This window comes from Flectobacillus rivi, assembly GCF_030056655.1.
In the GTDB taxonomy this organism is placed as follows: Bacteria; Bacteroidota; Bacteroidia; order Cytophagales; family Spirosomataceae; genus Flectobacillus; species Flectobacillus rivi.
In genome coordinates, this window is the sequence record NZ_JASHIE010000005.1 from 373372 (window position 1) to 389875 (window position 16504).

At 37.4% G+C, this 16504-nt stretch carries 16 protein-coding genes and 4 tRNA genes; 19 read left to right on the top strand and 1 reads right to left on the bottom strand.

Features of this window, described 5'->3' with window-relative positions; translation table 11 throughout:
• The first annotated feature begins 52 nt into the window (after positions 1 to 52).
• From QM481_RS09425 to QM481_RS09445, 5 genes are all read left to right on the top strand, one after another.
• Positions 53 to 808, top strand: coding sequence for a cytochrome c oxidase subunit 3 (locus tag QM481_RS09425; RefSeq protein ID WP_166551568.1), 756 nt, complete (start codon positions 53 to 55; stop codon positions 806 to 808).
• A 71-nt stretch (positions 809 to 879) separates the two neighbouring features.
• Positions 880 to 1197, top strand: a complete 318-nt coding sequence (locus QM481_RS09430) for a cytochrome C oxidase subunit IV family protein (protein WP_283381581.1) — start codon at positions 880 to 882, stop codon at positions 1195 to 1197.
• Between the two features lie 69 nt (positions 1198 to 1266).
• Positions 1267 to 1992 carry an SCO family protein gene (locus tag QM481_RS09435; RefSeq protein WP_283381552.1) on the top strand — a complete coding sequence of 242 codons (726 nt, stop codon included), beginning with the start codon at positions 1267 to 1269 and terminating at the stop codon, positions 1990 to 1992.
• Positions 1993 to 2042: 50 nt separating this feature from the next.
• Complete coding sequence (locus QM481_RS09440; RefSeq protein WP_166551566.1) at positions 2043 to 2582, top strand: DUF420 domain-containing protein; 540 nt, start codon at positions 2043 to 2045, stop codon at positions 2580 to 2582.
• A gap of 10 nt (positions 2583 to 2592) precedes the next feature.
• On the top strand, positions 2593 to 2862 hold the full coding sequence (locus tag QM481_RS09445) for a CAMCR motif-containing small membrane protein (protein WP_283371397.1): 270 nt from the start codon (positions 2593 to 2595) through the stop codon (positions 2860 to 2862).
• A gap of 59 nt (positions 2863 to 2921) precedes the next feature.
• Here the strand turns inward: QM481_RS09445 and murI are convergent, their stop codons facing one another.
• Positions 2922 to 3728 (bottom strand): glutamate racemase, encoded by an 807-nt coding sequence (gene murI / locus QM481_RS09450; protein ID WP_166551564.1) that lies wholly within the window; start codon positions 3726 to 3728, stop codon positions 2922 to 2924.
• A gap of 144 nt (positions 3729 to 3872) precedes the next feature.
• Between murI and QM481_RS09455 the strand changes: the two genes are divergently transcribed.
• The 14 genes from QM481_RS09455 to QM481_RS09520 all read left to right on the top strand — a co-directional run bounded on the left by QM481_RS09455 (position 3873) and on the right by QM481_RS09520 (position 16503).
• Positions 3873 to 4448: an RNA polymerase sigma factor gene (locus QM481_RS09455; protein WP_166551620.1), complete on the top strand. Its 576-nt coding sequence runs from the start codon at positions 3873 to 3875 to the stop codon at positions 4446 to 4448.
• A gap of 8 nt (positions 4449 to 4456) precedes the next feature.
• Complete coding sequence (locus QM481_RS09460; protein ID WP_283381553.1) at positions 4457 to 5284, top strand: hypothetical protein; 828 nt, start codon at positions 4457 to 4459, stop codon at positions 5282 to 5284.
• A gap of 91 nt (positions 5285 to 5375) precedes the next feature.
• On the top strand, positions 5376 to 6557 hold the full coding sequence (locus QM481_RS09465; protein ID WP_283381554.1) for an outer membrane beta-barrel protein: 1182 nt from the start codon (positions 5376 to 5378) through the stop codon (positions 6555 to 6557).
• 244 nt (positions 6558 to 6801) lie between these two features.
• Positions 6802 to 6884: transfer RNA gene (locus tag QM481_RS09470), tRNA-Tyr, on the top strand.
• A 55-nt stretch (positions 6885 to 6939) separates the two neighbouring features.
• Positions 6940 to 7012 (top strand) — tRNA-Gly (locus QM481_RS09475).
• A 127-nt stretch (positions 7013 to 7139) separates the two neighbouring features.
• A tRNA-Thr gene (locus QM481_RS09480) sits at positions 7140 to 7214 on the top strand.
• A gap of 119 nt (positions 7215 to 7333) precedes the next feature.
• The gene (gene tuf / locus QM481_RS09485) at positions 7334 to 8521 is read left to right on the top strand and encodes an elongation factor Tu (RefSeq protein WP_166551561.1); all 1188 of its coding nucleotides are present in this window, start codon (positions 7334 to 7336) and stop codon (positions 8519 to 8521) included.
• Positions 8522 to 8805: 284 nt separating this feature from the next.
• Positions 8806 to 8876: transfer RNA gene (locus tag QM481_RS09490), tRNA-Trp, on the top strand.
• Positions 8877 to 9042: 166 nt separating this feature from the next.
• A complete protein-coding gene (gene secE, locus QM481_RS09495) occupies positions 9043 to 9234 on the top strand; it encodes a preprotein translocase subunit SecE (protein ID WP_283381555.1) in 192 nt (63 codons plus the stop codon).
• 67 nt (positions 9235 to 9301) lie between these two features.
• Positions 9302 to 9853: a transcription termination/antitermination protein NusG gene (gene nusG, locus QM481_RS09500; protein WP_095161148.1), complete on the top strand. Its 552-nt coding sequence runs from the start codon at positions 9302 to 9304 to the stop codon at positions 9851 to 9853.
• Positions 9854 to 9915: 62 nt separating this feature from the next.
• Positions 9916 to 10749, top strand: coding sequence for a mechanosensitive ion channel family protein (locus tag QM481_RS09505; RefSeq protein WP_283381556.1), 834 nt, complete (start codon positions 9916 to 9918; stop codon positions 10747 to 10749).
• Between the two features lie 175 nt (positions 10750 to 10924).
• Positions 10925 to 11524, top strand: coding sequence for an RNA polymerase sigma factor (locus QM481_RS09510; protein ID WP_283371401.1), 600 nt, complete (start codon positions 10925 to 10927; stop codon positions 11522 to 11524).
• A 359-nt stretch (positions 11525 to 11883) separates the two neighbouring features.
• Positions 11884 to 12894, top strand: coding sequence for a FecR family protein (locus tag QM481_RS09515; RefSeq protein ID WP_283381557.1), 1011 nt, complete (start codon positions 11884 to 11886; stop codon positions 12892 to 12894).
• Between the two features lie 6 nt (positions 12895 to 12900).
• On the top strand, positions 12901 to 16503 hold the full coding sequence (locus QM481_RS09520) for a SusC/RagA family TonB-linked outer membrane protein (RefSeq protein ID WP_283381558.1): 3603 nt from the start codon (positions 12901 to 12903) through the stop codon (positions 16501 to 16503).
• The last annotated feature ends 1 nt before the right edge of the window (position 16504 follow it).

Below are 16504 nucleotides of genomic sequence, written 5' to 3' on the forward strand. Positions count from 1 at the left end.
TAACGGTAATTGATAATCTAGTAATTAATATTTAACCAAAAAAGTAAAAAAGATGTCTTCAATTCACGCAGCACCTGCTGTTCCTGAGAAACTGACATGGGCGGGTGGTTCAGAACCTTTGAAAGCGAGCTATGGAAAACTAATGATGTGGTTCTTCTTGCTTTCAGATACTTTTACATTCTCAGCGTTGTTGGTCTCTTACGGAATGATCCGTTTTAGTCAACCTGCTTGGACAGGCGCTCACGAAAAGTTCTACTTCGCTACGACTCACTGGCCTATCCCTGAGAAAGTATTCGAGGCGATGCCATTCTTCCACGGCGAAGCTCCATTGGTGTTTGTTGGTATTATGACATTCATCTTGATTTTTAGTTCTGTAACAATGGTATTGGCAGTAGAAGCTGGTCACAGAGGCGACCGTGCTGCTGTTGAAAAATGGTTGTTGTGGACAATTATCGGTGGTTTTACTTTCTTAGGTTCTCAAGCTTGGGAATGGTCTCACTTCATTGCTGGTCCTCATGACTTAGCAAAAGCAGCAAAAGATGCTTTGGGTAATCCAATCGTTGGGGCTAATCTTACCGAAAATCCTTACGGACCTCCAGCATTTGCTGACTTGTTCTTCTTTATCACAGGTTTCCACGGAACTCACGTGTTTTCAGGTGTAATTTTGATTATCATGGTGTTCTTCAACACTGCTACAGGTTTATATGATCGTCGTGGTCACTACGAAATGGTAGAGAAAGTAGGTCTTTACTGGCACTTTGTAGACCTTGTATGGGTATTCGTATTTACATTCTTCTATCTGGTTTAGTCTTAATGAGAAAATGTCATGGATAAATTTTATCCATGACATCATATATTTTTGAAAATATCTCTGAAATTATGGCATCACATTCACACTCTCACGCAACTGAGGAAAAAGTAATTCCACCAGCTCAGACTGGCGCTATCTGGAAAACATTCTGGATTCTTTTGATTTTGACTGCGATTGAATTTATTATCGCATTTACAATGCATGCAAGTAGTCTTCGTGTAGCAATCTTTGCTGGTATGACGATTGTTAAAGCATTTTATATCATTGGCGAATTCATGCACTTAAAACACGAAGTAAAAACTTTGATTTGGATGATTTTACTTCCAGTTGTTTTCGTTGTATGGTTGTTGACTGCATTACTTTACGAAGGCGGTCACTTGTATTGATCATTAGCAATAAAGGTAGGCTGGCAAAATGCCAGCCTGTATTTTATTCAAGTATAAAGCATGATAAATATGCAAAAAGGTATCAAAGCTGGAATTCTAATCGTAGCATTAGCGGTTCCAGCTTTAATTTTTTTATTCTTGAGAGGTTTTGGTGAAAACCACTACAAACTCCCCAAGTTGATTCCTGTGATAGATTCAACCACAGGTTATATTAAAATGAAGAAAAACCCTAATCCAAAATGGGATGAACCCGAAATGGATACAGTTTTTCATACCATTCCCGATTGGACATTGACTAATGAGGAAGGTAAACCATTTACAAATAAACAACTGGCAGGAAAGATTTATGTAGCCGATTTCTTCTTTACAAGATGTACTTCTATTTGCCCCAAAATGTCTACTCAGTTGACAAGGGTTCAAGATACTTTTGGACAAGATAAAGATGTAGAGTTTGCCTCGTTCACAGTGGATCCTTCTCACGATACACCCGAAATGTTGCGAGAATATGCCAAGCAATATGATGCTATTCCGGGGAAATGGCACTTTTTGACAGGTACGCGTCAACAATTATACCCATTGGCAGTAAAAGGATATTATATTCCTGTGGCAGATGCTTCGGAGTATGATAAAGCTGTGAAAACACCTGATGAGACTTTTATTCATTCCGAAAAGTTGATTCTTGTTGATAAAGAAGGGTATATCCGAGGATTTTATGACGGAACAGATAAAAAAGACGTAGATCGGTTGATGTTGGAAATTAAAGTACTTCAAAAAATTTACGAAACAGAAAAGTAATAATTGAAGTTATATCAATAAACAAAACTTAATAGATAATCCACTAAAACATGGCATCTTTCTCGATTCAGAAGGATAAGAAGAACGACAAAATCGTCAATGTCCTTGCTATCGCCATTCCAGTTGCGGTTGCACTTTTAATAGGTATTCGTCAAAAAATTGATTTAGGAAGTTGGACAAAAATATTGCCTCATGTAATAGGCATCTTGAATACCACAACTTCTATTACACTCATATTAGGGTATTCGTATATTAAAAAACAAAACCTTGAAGGGCATCGCAAAATGATGATGCTTTCTTTTGTACAAGGAGCCTTGTTTTTGGTACTTTATATCTTATATCATATTTCAAATGATTCAACTCCTTATGGAGGCGAAGGTTTGTTACGTCCCATTTACTATTTTTTCCTACTTACCCATATTTTATTATCTGTAGGGGTAGTTTGGTTTGTTCTCAAAGCAGTATATTTTGCATTGAGCAATCAAATTGCTGAGCATAAAAAAGTTGTCAAATGGGCATTCCCACTATGGCTTTATGTTTCAGTAACAGGAGTTATAGTTTACTTGATGATTTCTCCATATTACCAATAATTCAAGTTTTATGAAAAAGGTATTATTCGTTTTATTGCTAAGTGTAGTTTCGACTACCATGAGTTTTGCTCAATGTGCTATGTGCCGTTCGGTAGTGGAAAGTACCGTATCGAATGGAAGAAGCCAAATTGCATCGAATCTAAATACAGGGATTCTATATCTTTTATCTGTACCTTACGTGTTGGCAATGGTCATTGGGTTTCTTTGGTGGCGAACTTCCAACCAAGGCTTAAGTCCGAAAGATATTATGCGTCAAAAATTGAAGCAAGCATTCAAATAACAAAAAATCCTGTCTCGTTTGAGACAGGATTTTTTGTTATTTGAATGTTAAACATAGCCCTATTCCCAAAGAGGGTAGTGTTGAAGTCTAATCTGTTCTCCAAAAAATATTTTTGTAGAAGTTTCAAATGATTGGGTATAATCAGAAACATAGAAGTGACGAATATGAGCATTCATTTCATTGAGCAAATGACTACTTTCTAAATAGTCATAGAGTGATTTTGCTACAATTTCAGAAGTGTCCAATACTGTTACTTTTCCGTTATAGTATTGATTAATCTGTTTTTTGATAAGAGGATAATGAGTACAACCCAAAATCAATGCTTCAATATCGTCTAAGGTAGCATTTTGGAGGTATTCGTTAATAATACTTTCAGATATGTTATGATTAAAAAAGCCTTCTTCAATCATAGGTGCTAAAAGTGGCGTCGCCAAAGACTTTAGCGTAATTCCTTTTTCAAGAAAGTCTATCTTTTTTCTGTAAATATTGGAGTTTACAGTTTGTTTGGTACCGATCAATCCAATGGTTTTGTTGGCATAATTTTCTCCAAGAAAAGCCACCACAGGGTCAATTACATTCATGACTTTCGCCTTGCTACCCACATATTCCTTGACTAATTCGTACGCCGCTGCCGAGGCTGAATTACAAGCAATTAAAATTACCTTACATTTTTGTTGTAATAAAACATTACAAATTTTGATAGAATATGCCTGAATGGCTGTCGCAGACTTGTCGCCATAAGGCAAATGTGCAGTATCACCAAAGTATATGATATTTTCGTTTGGGAGTAATCTCGTAACGGCATGCGCTACGGTGAGTCCCCCAATACCACTATCAAAAATTCCAATTGGAGCGGATGTATGCATAAATAATGTTGAGTAAAAAGGAATTGCCGAAAATATAATCTGTTTTTCAGAAAAAATTTCGTAAAGTTGAAAATTCATTACAACTCATGCAACCTTTCTAGCACCTTTTTCATCTACCTATTACAAAACTAAACCAAGACAATTATCGTGAAAATTTTACAACTCGGCGGTTTATCACTCTTTCAAAGCGAGGAAGCTCTGGTCAAAGCCTGTCAGAAAGGCGATCCCAAAGCTCAGCGAAGAGTGTATGAAAAATACTCCTCCAGAATGCTTGGAGTATGTTTTAGATACGTGCACGATGATTTTGAAGCAGAAGAAATAATGATTGAGGGCTTTGTAAAGGTTTTTGAGAAAATAGATACTTTCAAATTAGAAGGAAGTTTTGAAGGATGGATTAGAAGAGTCATGGTGAACGAAGCATTAATGTACTTGAGACGTACGAAAAATGCAAAACTTGAAATGAGCTACGATAACATCCTTTATGAACCAGAACCAGAACAATTTAGTACACAATTAGAAGTCGATGACTTGATGAAGTTAATTGAAACATTACCTATAGGTTATCGCACTGTTTTTAATTTGTATGCCATCGAAGGTTATTCTCACGCAGAAATAGCTGCATCTTTAGGAATAACAGAGAGTACTTCTAAATCACAATTATCAAGAGCTAGAGTTATATTGCAAAATGCAATAGCTCAACAAAAATCAACAGTTAATTAGCAGACAAAATGGAAAAGCATAATATAGATAAACTATTTGACGAACGTTTGCAAAATTATGAGCGCAAACCTAGACCAGAAGCATGGGATAAGTTGCAAGCTAAATTACAACAAAACGAAACTAAAATAGTACCTCTGTGGTGGAAGGTAGCAAGAGCCGCATCAGTGGTGTTACTCTTAGGAACAGCAGGGTATTTAGTGTGGGAAACTACTACAAACCCAGAGGTTGAAGGTTCGAATGTTGCAGCGGCAAATAGCCTTCCAAAAACAAAAGAAGACAAGCTAGCTCAGCCTAATAGATCAATAGTGTTGGAGAAAACGGGTAATGGTGAAAATAAAATCGAAGAGTCTTTAGCACAAGCAAAGCCACGTTTGAATAAAATAAATAAACAAACCACTCACAAGAGCTCAGTCAAAGAGCATTTTGATAAGTTAATGGAAGTGGCTAAAAATACTCAAGAACCAGTATTAGCTCAGAAAGAAACACCTCTGCCATTGCCCAAAGCTACTAACAATACTATCGTGCTGGTTATGGAACCTACTCCAGAGCAAACTACTCCTAAGAGTGCTGAGACGATTGTACTAAGCATGGTAGAAGCTCCCGAAGGTCCAGGTACAGAAAGACCAGGTTGGGTTGAAGAAGCAAGTAATAGAAAAACAAGTAAACTAGGTAAACTCTGGCAACAACTCAAAAGAGCTAAAAATGGAGAAGGAGTGGATTGGAACGAGCTTGGTGTTAAACCTCAAAAAGTACTTGCACGTGCTGATGCGAAGCTAGAAAATACAAAAGAGTCAATCGTGGAGTCAGTGAAAGAAATAAAAAATAACGAAAAATAAAAAATATCACGCAACCTAAGGCAAACGACTTGCATCTAGGAGATATAAAACAAATTAGAACTTTCTAAATCGAGTATAAATCATAAAAGTCATGAAATCTATAAGCCAATTAGATGTAACAGTAAACTGGGTAAAATTGTACATCATCGCATTTTTTATGGTATTAGCAATTCAGCCAACAATTGCAAGAAATACAGAGACTGATTCGACAGTTATCAAGATCGACAAGAGAAACCAAACCGTATTGGAAGGTGGCAAGCCCAATGTAAGTTTGAAAGAAGATATTCAAGCTCTTTTTCAAAAGAGCGGAATGACCTTAGACGATGCTACTTGGATTGGAATCAGAAGAGTTGTTAATAGCGATATAACAAAAGATACAGTTTTGGTTATATCTCAAAATAATAAAACAATTAATGTGGCTATCAAAGCCAATGCTCCTTCTAATGCTACAATCAATAGCGGTTCTTCAGGAAATAAGGGATCTAAAGGAGGAGTAAGTGTAGGTCTTGGAGGAGTACATATTCAAGATGGAAGAGATGAAGTCCACGTAAGTGTTAATGGCGTAGTGGTAAAAGATGGTAGCGAAGAAACCAGAGTGATGTGGAGAGATACAGCAAAAGTGGCTCGTCGCAACGGAGAATTTGCTTCTCGTTCAGGATTTAATATCTATTTTGGTTTAAATAGCTTTACCAATACAGGCTCGATAAGCGGTATTTATAATACAAAAGACTTTGAATTAAGCCCATTTGGCTCTCGTTACTTCGGTTTTGGATGGACCCGTAGCGCGGCTATTAGTAAAGGAAGCAGTGCAGCTTTGAAAATAAGCTACGGTTTAGAGTTTTCTTGGTACAACTTCATGTATGAAAACAATAGATATGAAGTAAAAGGAAATAATAATATAGAATTTAAAGATTATGTTGACGACAAAGGGCAACCTGTAGACTTGTCTAGAAATAAATTAACCGTAGCCTATATTAATCTTCCAGTAATGCCTTATGTAGCATTCAAAAAGAGTAGTACAGTAACATATATCGGATTTGGAGGATATGTTGGCTACAGATTAGATAGCTATACAAAGACAAAAGAATCTGACAGTGGCAGAAAACTTTGGAATCATAGCAGTTTTTACTTGAATAATCTTAGATATGGACTTGCTTTTGAGCTTGGTTTGAAAGATTTTCCAGATTTATTCGTGAATTATGATTTGTCACAATTGTACCAAACAGGCTATGGTCCCAAAATTAGTGGCTTAAGTTTTGGTATTCGCTTCTAAAATTTCAAAAAAAAAGTAAATTTTTTTCAGGGCTTAATGCACTATGTAAGTAGTATATTAAGCCCTGATTTTTAAAATATTACAATGTTAATTACGGAATAGTTAGCTATGTTTTTTGAGTTTTATTGAAAAAAAAGTGAAAATTTTTTTTCAATAAAGTTTTGACTTAATCAAAAATCTACCTAGTTTTGCACACTCTTTCACGGGAACGTTACAAGAAACGGAAACAAAAAGAGAAAGATAAGGGGATATACCAGAGTGGCCAAATGGGGCAGACTGTAAATCTGCTGACTTATGTCTTCGGTGGTTCGAATCCATCTGTCCCCACAAGTTTAGAGTTTTAGGGAAACTTTTTCGAAACTTTTAAACCAGTTATAGAAAAGCGGGAGTAGCTCATTTGGTAGAGCGATAGCCTTCCAAGCTATAGGTGGCGGGTTCGAGCCCCGTCTCCCGCTCAAGAAATTAAGATGGTTGGTTGTTAATAGTTAATAGTTAATAGTTTAGCGAATTAGCGATTAACGATTAACCATTTTTGTTTGTGGTCTACTTCAGTTTGGACTCACGAGAAAGCATTCAACGTCTGCCTTTGTAGCTCAGTGGTAGAGCACTTCCTTGGTAAGGAAGAGGTCGGCAGTTCAATCCTGCTCAAAGGCTCCATTCAAAACAACAAATAGTTAAATAGGAGCTATCAAGTATCTTTTATCTTTGGTTGTTGGAAGTTGAAAGGTATCAATTTTTTCATTCTTTTTATAAAACTAATTAAGAACTAAATAATCATGGCAAAAGAGAATTTTGACCGTAGTAAACCTCACGTAAACATTGGTACTATCGGTCACGTTGACCACGGTAAAACTACTTTGACTGCTGCCATCACTAAGGTGTTGTCAGAAAAAGGACTTGCTGAAAAGAAAGATTTCTCATCAATTGACTCAGCTCCTGAAGAAAAAGAGCGTGGTATCACAATCAACACTGCTCACGTAGAGTACCAAACAGAAAACCGTCACTATGCACACGTTGACTGTCCAGGTCACGCCGATTACGTGAAAAACATGGTAACTGGTGCTGCTCAAATGGACGGTGCTATCATCGTAGTTGCTGCAACTGACGGTCCAATGCCACAAACTCGCGAGCACATCCTTTTGTCTCGTCAAGTAGGTGTACCTCAATTGGTAGTGTTCATGAACAAAGTGGACATGGTTGATGACCCAGAATTGTTGGAACTTGTTGAAATGGAAATCCGTGAATTGTTGTCATTCTATGAATTTGATGGCGATAACATTCCAGTAATCCAAGGTTCTGCTTTAGGTGGTTTGAACGGTGAGCCGAAATGGGTTGCTACTATCGAAGCTTTGATGGATGCTGTTGATAACTGGATTCCACTTCCAAAACGCGATATCGATAAATCATTCTTGATGCCAGTTGAAGACGTATTCTCGATCACAGGTCGTGGTACTGTAGCAACAGGTCGTATCGAAACTGGTGTTATCAACTCTGGTGATCCAGTTGAAATCTTAGGTATGGGTGCTGAGAACTTGAAATCTACTGTAACAGGGGTTGAAATGTTCCGTAAAATCCTTGACCGTGGTGAAGCTGGTGACAACGTAGGTTTGTTGTTGCGTGGTATTGACAAAGAATCTATCCGTCGTGGTATGGTTATTTGTAAGCCAGGTTCAGTTAAGCCTCACTCTAAATTCAAAGCAGAGGTTTATATCTTGTCTAAAGAAGAAGGTGGTCGTCACACTCCATTCTTTAACAAATACCGTCCTCAGTTCTACTTCCGTACAACTGACGTAACAGGTGAAATCATGTTGCCAGAAGGTATCGAAATGTGTATGCCAGGTGATAACTTGACTATCGACGTTACATTGTTGAACAAAGTAGCTATGGACAAAGGTCTTCGTTTCGCTATCCGTGAAGGTGGACGTACTGTAGGTGCTGGTCAGGTAACTGAAATCTTAGACTAATCCTAAGATTAACCATATTAGAAAAGCACTGTCGAAAGACAGTGCTTTTTGTTTTTATAGGCATTTTGGAGGAGATATTTTCAGGAATTATAGAAATGGTTCGTACATATTGAATGATTTAGGGTTCTACAATTCTATTTTAGAAAGCAGCAGTAGGAGCTTAAGCTTTTGAAAAACAAGCTATTAAAATTATTTTTGAAAATAAAGAGAAAAAATATTAAATAAACCTATACTGAGTGCTTGGAAATGCAGAATCGAACTGCTACCTTTGCATTCCAAACAATACGGGCATAGTATAAAGGTAGTACAGAGGTCTCCAAAACCTTCGGTCTGGGTTCGAGTCCTGGTGCCCGTGCAAAGTAAGTTCCGATTTTTAGTTTCGAGTTTCAGATTAATTATTTAAATTAGTCGGAATTTTAAGCTAGAATTCGGAACTTTAAAGTTTATAAAGGATAGCATCACTTTTTACAAGCGAAAAGCAAACCAAAGAAAGCTCGTAGCTTCATAACATTACAAAGAACATGAATAAGTTAACACAATTATTTAAAGATTCTTGGACTGAAGTTACACAAAACGTAACATGGCCAAAGTTTAGTGAATTGCAAGCAAGCTCTACGCTAGTATTGGTTGCTTCTTTGATTTTTGCTCTTGTGGTTGGTCTTATCGACTTTTTGTTCAAGTCTGGTCTAGAGTTGTTCTATCAGTCATTCTAATTGAGCTGACGAACTGTTCTTTTACAAACAGATTTTGTTCTCAATCTCAAAGAAATCATTATTAAAGATGGCAGAAACTAATTGGTATGTCTTGAGAGCAGTTTCAGGACAGGAGAAAAAGATAAAAACATATCTTGAGAACGAGGTGCAAAGACAAGGTCTTACAGAGTACGTTCCTCAAGTGATGTTACCTACTGAAAAGACTTACGAAATTCGTAACGGTAAGAAAATTGTTCGTGAAAAGACTTTATTTCCAGGTTATGTTTTCGTAGAAGCTGATATTAAATATGGTGAGGTTTCACACATTATTACTTCAATGCCAGGTGTAATTGGTTTCTTGAGCTGGAATGATGGTAAAACGTCTAAAACACCAATCCCTTTACGCCAAAGCGAAATCAAGCGTATCTTAGGGAAAATTGATGAGGTTGCTCCAATTGAAGAAGTAGCAACATTGTCATTTACAAAAGGAGAAACTATCAGAGTTATTGATGGTCCATTCTCTTCTTTTGAAGGTACTGTAGAAGAAATCTTCGACGATAAGAAGAAATTGAATGTTATGGTTAAAATCTTTGGCCGTAATACTCCAGTTGAACTAAATTACTCTCAAGTAGAGAAATAATTATATTTGACATTTATACGTAAAGCGTCCTTGTTGCAAGGGCGCTTTATTTGTTTACAGCTATGAACTTTATGTATTTAGCCCATAATTATTTGACCAATTTCGAGGACAAGGTTTTGCCGTTATTGTTACAATACGGTACAAAAGTATTGATGTCCCTATTGATGTTTTTCATTGGGCGTTTGCTTATTAAAAAAGTAATAGGGCTGATGCATTCTAAAATGAAATTAGAAAGTATTGATCCCGATGTTCAGCCATTTTTAGCTTCTTTAGTTCGTGCAGCATTGAATATTATGTTGGTACTGAGTTGCGCTGGAATTTTGGGAATAGAAACCTCTTCTTTTATTGCCGCATTGGGTGCCGCAGGTTTAGCCATAGGCTTGGCTTTGCAAGGAAGCTTGTCAAATTTTGCTGGAGGAGTACTTATTTTAGTTTTTAAACCATTCCGAGTAGGGGAATTGATAACAGTGCATGGCTATACTGGTTACGTAGAGTCCATTCAGATTTTTAACACCGTAATAAGTACCACAAGTCATCGAACTATCATATTACCCAATGGTAGCTTATCCACTTCGCCAGTAGTGAATATTTCAAGAAAAGGGGTTATTCGATTGGATATGCAATTTCAGGTGGCGATGTCCAATGACATAGATGTTACCCGTAAGGCAATTAAGGATGTAATAAGCGAATGCTCTTTTGTCCAAAAAGATAAAAATAATGATGTGCTGGTGGGTAGACTTACCGACAGCGCTATTGTCTGGGAGGTGAAATTGTGGGTAAATGCCACCGATTTAGATAAAACACAGTATTTTATGAATGAACATATCAAAAAACAATTTGATAGTGTCGGAATTCAATTCCCTGACCCTGTAATTACGGTAAAAAGTATTGGCTAATTATAACAGAAGCCCCTTTGTGTACTCAAAAGCACGAAGGGGCTTTTGTTTTTTATCGGTATAAATACTTATTTTAATAGGGTAAGTTATATTTTGGTAAAATGTAGCATAGAGGATAGACTTAGTTTTTTTATAAATTTGTAATACTACGATAACTAATCACCAAGAAGCTTTGATGCAAACCAAGGATACATACTTATGGGAAACCTTTTTGACAGGGGAGCGAGAGGCTTTTGAGGCTATTTATAACCAACATTATAAAGCCCTCTACGAGTATGGGATGCGTAAGTTGCAAAATGAAGAACTCGTTCGCGATTATGTACATGATTTGTTTGTAAAACTCTGGATGAATCGTACTACAACAGGTACGACAGATAATATTCGCTATTATTTGCTGGCATCACTCCGCAACTTTATCCTCAATCAAACTACAAAGAAAAGCAACCTGTATTATGTGGATATGGAAGAAGCCGAATCTTTTCATATCACTTTTAATGCAGAAATAGAAATTACCAAGCTTGAACAAACCGATGAACAAGCTCAAAAGGTACTTCAGGCTTTAAATCAACTTAGCCCTCGACAGAAGGAGGTGCTTTATTTGCGTTATTTCGAAGAATTGGAATACAACGAGATTGCAGCCATGATGGACATCTCGGTAAAAGGGGTGTACAAGCTCAATAGTCGTGCATTAGAAACCCTACGTGGCATTTTGGATATGCCAAACTCAAGTATTATCAGTCTTATTCTACTTCTTCGTCTCAAAGGAATTCTCTAAGAACGCTTTTGAGACGATATGCTCATCTATTTTCTACTAATTAAAAGTCATTTTCAATTAATCATATCTCTGTTATCAGTGCTTGTCTCATATTTTTGAGTAAATGATGAAGCTATCTCTACTCTGTTTATGCACATAGCTATGTAACATTCTGTAACAGTGCTTCATAAGATATTTTTATTTTAGATAGATGAGAGAATAAATAAGTCGTTAACTTTCTGTTTATCAGTCAATTATATTGTTTTTAAATAAATAGTTATAGAAATATTAAAAAAAAGTGAAAAAAAATTGGCTTCTATGGGGTAATGGCAAAAATTATTCGGTTTGTATATATAGAAGCCAAATAAATCTGGCAATAGATGGAAAAGTACAATACATATTCTACGGAAGATTTTTTGAGTGATGCGGGTTTTATCCGTTGGGTCAAAGAAGGTGCAGAAGAAGAACGTCAACAGTGGGAAGAATGGCAAAAAAGCCAGCCCGAAAATTTGAAAGCGTATCAACAAGCATTGTTGATATTAAGAACTGTATTGACCGCTGAACGCATTAAGCCAGCGAAAGATTTTGGCGCAAGCCTATTTGCCGATATTCAGACGAGTATTGGACAACAAGAAAAACGAAATAAAATTATCAAATGGGTTAGAGTTGCTTCGGTTGCCGCAGCAGCTATGTTGACAATAGCGGTGGGAATCGGTTGGTATGCGCAATCAATGATTACTATTTCGACCGAATATGCACAGCAAAAAAGAATCATCTTGCCCGATAATAGTATAGTGACCTTAAATGCGAACTCCTCGATTAGTTACCATCGAGCTTGGGCTTGGCAAAACAAACGTGAAGTGTGGGTAAGTGGGGAAGTGTATTTGAATGTAAAACATTTGAATGCCGACCCCACTCATATCCAAGACAAGGAAGAGTTTCGCCTGCATGCAGGCAAAATATTGGTGGATGTCTTAGGTACAGAATTTAATGTAAAACAGCGTCGCCAACAAGTTCAGATTGCGTTGTTGAGGGGTAAGATTAGAGTGCAAGCTGAAAATCAGTCTCAGGCTATTATCATGAAGCCAGGAGAGATTGTCCGTTACAATGGCATTTTGCAAAAACAAACCCTAGAACAAACTCGGAACGTGCCCGAGGCTTGGCTCGAAGGAAATATGGTTGTAAGTGGTCTGACTGCACGACAGATTATTGACAACTTCGAAGATACCTACGGGTACAAAGTCGTTCTAGAAGACTCAACCCTAGCGTCCAAGCAAATTGATGGAACTATAGCCTTCAATAGCGAGGAGACTATCCTTTACACCCTATCCAATATCTTAAACGTAAATATCTATAAAGAAGGAAGAATCATTTATTTAAGATCACGGTAACATCGTATGAAACATTCGATTTCGAAAATACTGGGCACCAGCGTATTGTTGGTACTCCTGAACTTTATTGCTTTTAGTCAGCAAAAAACGATTCCTTTGAAGGATGCTATCTCTCAAATAGAGAAAAAATTTAAAACCAAATTTGCTTATGAACACAATTTACTAAATGGCAAAACGACCCAAGCGTCGGCATTGAATAACTCCTCTGTTGAAGAGATATTGAAGGATATTTTATATCCTAATAACCTACTTTTCTTGTACGTAAGTGGCAATTCGTACAGTATTGTAGCCCGTGATGCTCGGTTTTTCAAAAATCCCGAAACGCCCGCAGAACCACCAAAATCTACAGCAACGGTGGTGGCTTATAAGGAAATGGAAGACGAAGATTTGATTCTTAGAGGAGCAATCACAGGCATTGATGGTGTTTCATTACCATGGGCCAACGTTTGGGTAAAAGGCACTCGTAAAGGTACTACTGCCAATGAACGTGGCGAATACAATCTTTCGGGCATGAAAGCTGGAGATAAGCTGGTGGTAACTTATGTAGGATATAAGGAAAAAGAGCTGACCATCAGTGGTATCGGAATGTTAAATATCCAGATGGAAGCCGAAGCAAGCAAGATGATGAACGAGGTAGCTGTAGTTAGTACAGGTTATCAGTCATTACCTAAAGAGCGTGCAACAGGTGCTTTTAGTAGTGTGAGTGCTAAAGATTTAGAAAAAATCCCTGTGCCGAATGTTATCCAAAGATTAGAAGGACTAGTACCAGGTTTGGATGTACAGACCTATTCGGGAGATAACACATTTACTTATAACAACACACGCTATTCAATTAATGGTGGAACTCGTACCATTGGCGCATCTGATTATAATATGTTGATTCGTGGTGTGACAACCAACTCTGGAGAAAAAATGCCTTTGATTGTCGTAGATGGCTCTATTACAGATTTGGATTTGAAAACCTTTAATCCAAGAGACATCGACAATATCACCATTCTTAAAGATGCCGCCGCAGCCTCTATTTGGGGAACAAGAGCTGCCAATGGTGTAATTGTAATCACTACCAAAAGGGGATCTAATAATCAAGCGCCTAAAGTTAGCTTTTCGGCTGATTTTATGTCAAGTGAACGTCCTCGTTTGAATTACCTCAAATTGATGACTGTTGATCAAACCATTGACTACGAACAAGAAATCGTGAATAAAGGATTGCTGATAAATCCTCTTACGACAACGTTGTTTCCTCAAACCGTAAGTCGTGCAACAGATTTGACATTACAGTTGAAGGCGGGAAGACTTTCGCAAACGGCATACGATGCTGCTATCGGTGACTTGCGTACAAAAACTAATGGATTAGATCAGGTATCAAAGTATATTCTGACGCCTGCTACCAATCAGCAATACAACTTCTCGATTATGGGAGGAGGCAATGTTTCGAACTACTATTATGGTTTGTCTTATAGTAAAGAACAACCTTCGACTGTAGGAACAAAAGGCGAGCGTATGACTTTGACGATGAATAATACTTTCAAAGTTTTTAACAAAGTAACGATTGCTACCAATTTAAAAGCGTCATTGTTCAATTACCAACAAGGAGCAGTGGGGTTATCAACCTTGTTTTCACCTAGCTTAACTACATTTATGCCTTATAATCAATTGATAGATGATAATGGCAATCGAGTATCATATTCAAGAAACTATTACAGTAGCTATCTAAGTGGACTAGAAGCCAAAGGATATATGCCTTGGCGATATAATTACCTTGACGAACAAGATTTTGTAAATAATACAGCTTATGATAACAACTATTTAGCTACCGTAAATGTAACAGTACCCATTTTTAAAGGATTATCAGCGATTGGTTTTTATAGCAATGAAAGAACATTCTCATTGAGTAAAGTATATAATTCGCCAGATACTTATTATACAAGAGATTTAATCAATATGTCGACAGTAGCAAATGCTGCTGGGCAATTGGTAAATGCTGTACCAAACGGAGGCGTTTTGCAACAAACCAATACCCAACTCAATAATTACAGTTTGAGAGGTCAGTTGGCATACAACGAAAATTTTGGACAAGACCACCAAGTAAATGTTATTGCTGGGGCCGAGATACGTGAGACTAATGCTAGTCAGGGAGGAGCTACGCTTTATGGGTATAATATGCAAACAGGTATTGTTCAGAATGTTAATTATGCTTCGACCTATACAACAGCAATAGGAGGAATCTCCTCATTAGGAGGTTCACCAACGCAAGGTGATAAAACACGCCGTTATTTGTCTTACTACTCTAATGGCTCTTATACTTTCAGAAATCGCTATGTACTTTCGGGAAGTGCTCGTTATGATGACTATAACAATTTTGGACTTGCTCAGGAGTTTCGTGCTACCCCGCTTTGGTCAACAGGTTTGAAGTGGAATGCCGATCAAGAGGAGTTTTTTAAAGGGATTTCTTGGATAAATACGTTGGGCTTAAGAACAACATACGGAGTGAATGGTAACATCGCTACAGATATGTATCCATTTACAAGTATGTACATAGCGGGCTCTGATTTCACAACGACCAATCCTTACGGCGATATTTTGAATCCTGCCAATCCAACATTGCGTTGGGAAAATACTTATGTAACCAACTTCGGGTTAGACTTTGGCTTATTCAACAGACGTCTGAGTGGTAGTATCGATATTTATAATAAAGAAGGTCGAAATATCATATATGAGTTTCCTGTAAACCCTACTTACGGTGTCAATACTTTGAAGCGTAATACCACCTCACTTTCAGGTCATGGTGTCGAGGTAGCACTTAGAGGAGATGCCGTTCGTCAAGATAATTGGGGAATCCAAGCTGGGGTAACGTTTTCTTATAACACCAATGTCGTAACCGATACACGTTTTGTACCATCTTCTTCATTCTTATCTAATCCAATTAGCCAAACATGGATTAAAGGATATACAACAGATAAGTTAATGGTATATCAATTTGCAGGCTTGGATGCGACGGGTATGACGCAAATTTTTAACGAAAAAGGTGAAAAAGTAGCTGCCAGTCAGTCAATCACTTCTATCGATGCCCTCAAGTATGTAGGTCGACTAACAGCACCTTATTTTGGGTCGTTCAATGCTACGTTGCGTTATAAAGCATTTTCGTTATATACCATTGTCAATTATAGTTTTGGAAATGTCTTCGTAAAACCTTCGGTATCAGCATACCCAGGGACAGCTCGAAACACTGGTTTGAAATATGATTTGAGTGCAGATATTGCCAAACGTTGGAGACAAGCAGGAGATGAACTAACCACCAATGTACCAGGAATGGCAGGAATTTATGCTTCATTGAGTCTTTTCCGCTATCAGTATTCTGATATTAATGTATTGCCTGGTGATTATGTGCGTTTGCGTGAAATCTCATTGACTTATCAAATAGAACCCAAAATCTTAGGGAAACTTGGTATCAAGTCTGCTTCTCTGGGAGTGGCTGCACGTAACCTTGGATTGATTTGGACAAAAAATAAAGAAGGTTTTGATCCTGTATTTGCTAGTCCGCTGTCGAGTACAACATTAGGATTACCACCATCAAGATCATTTACAGCTTCACTTAACGTAAACTTCTAAT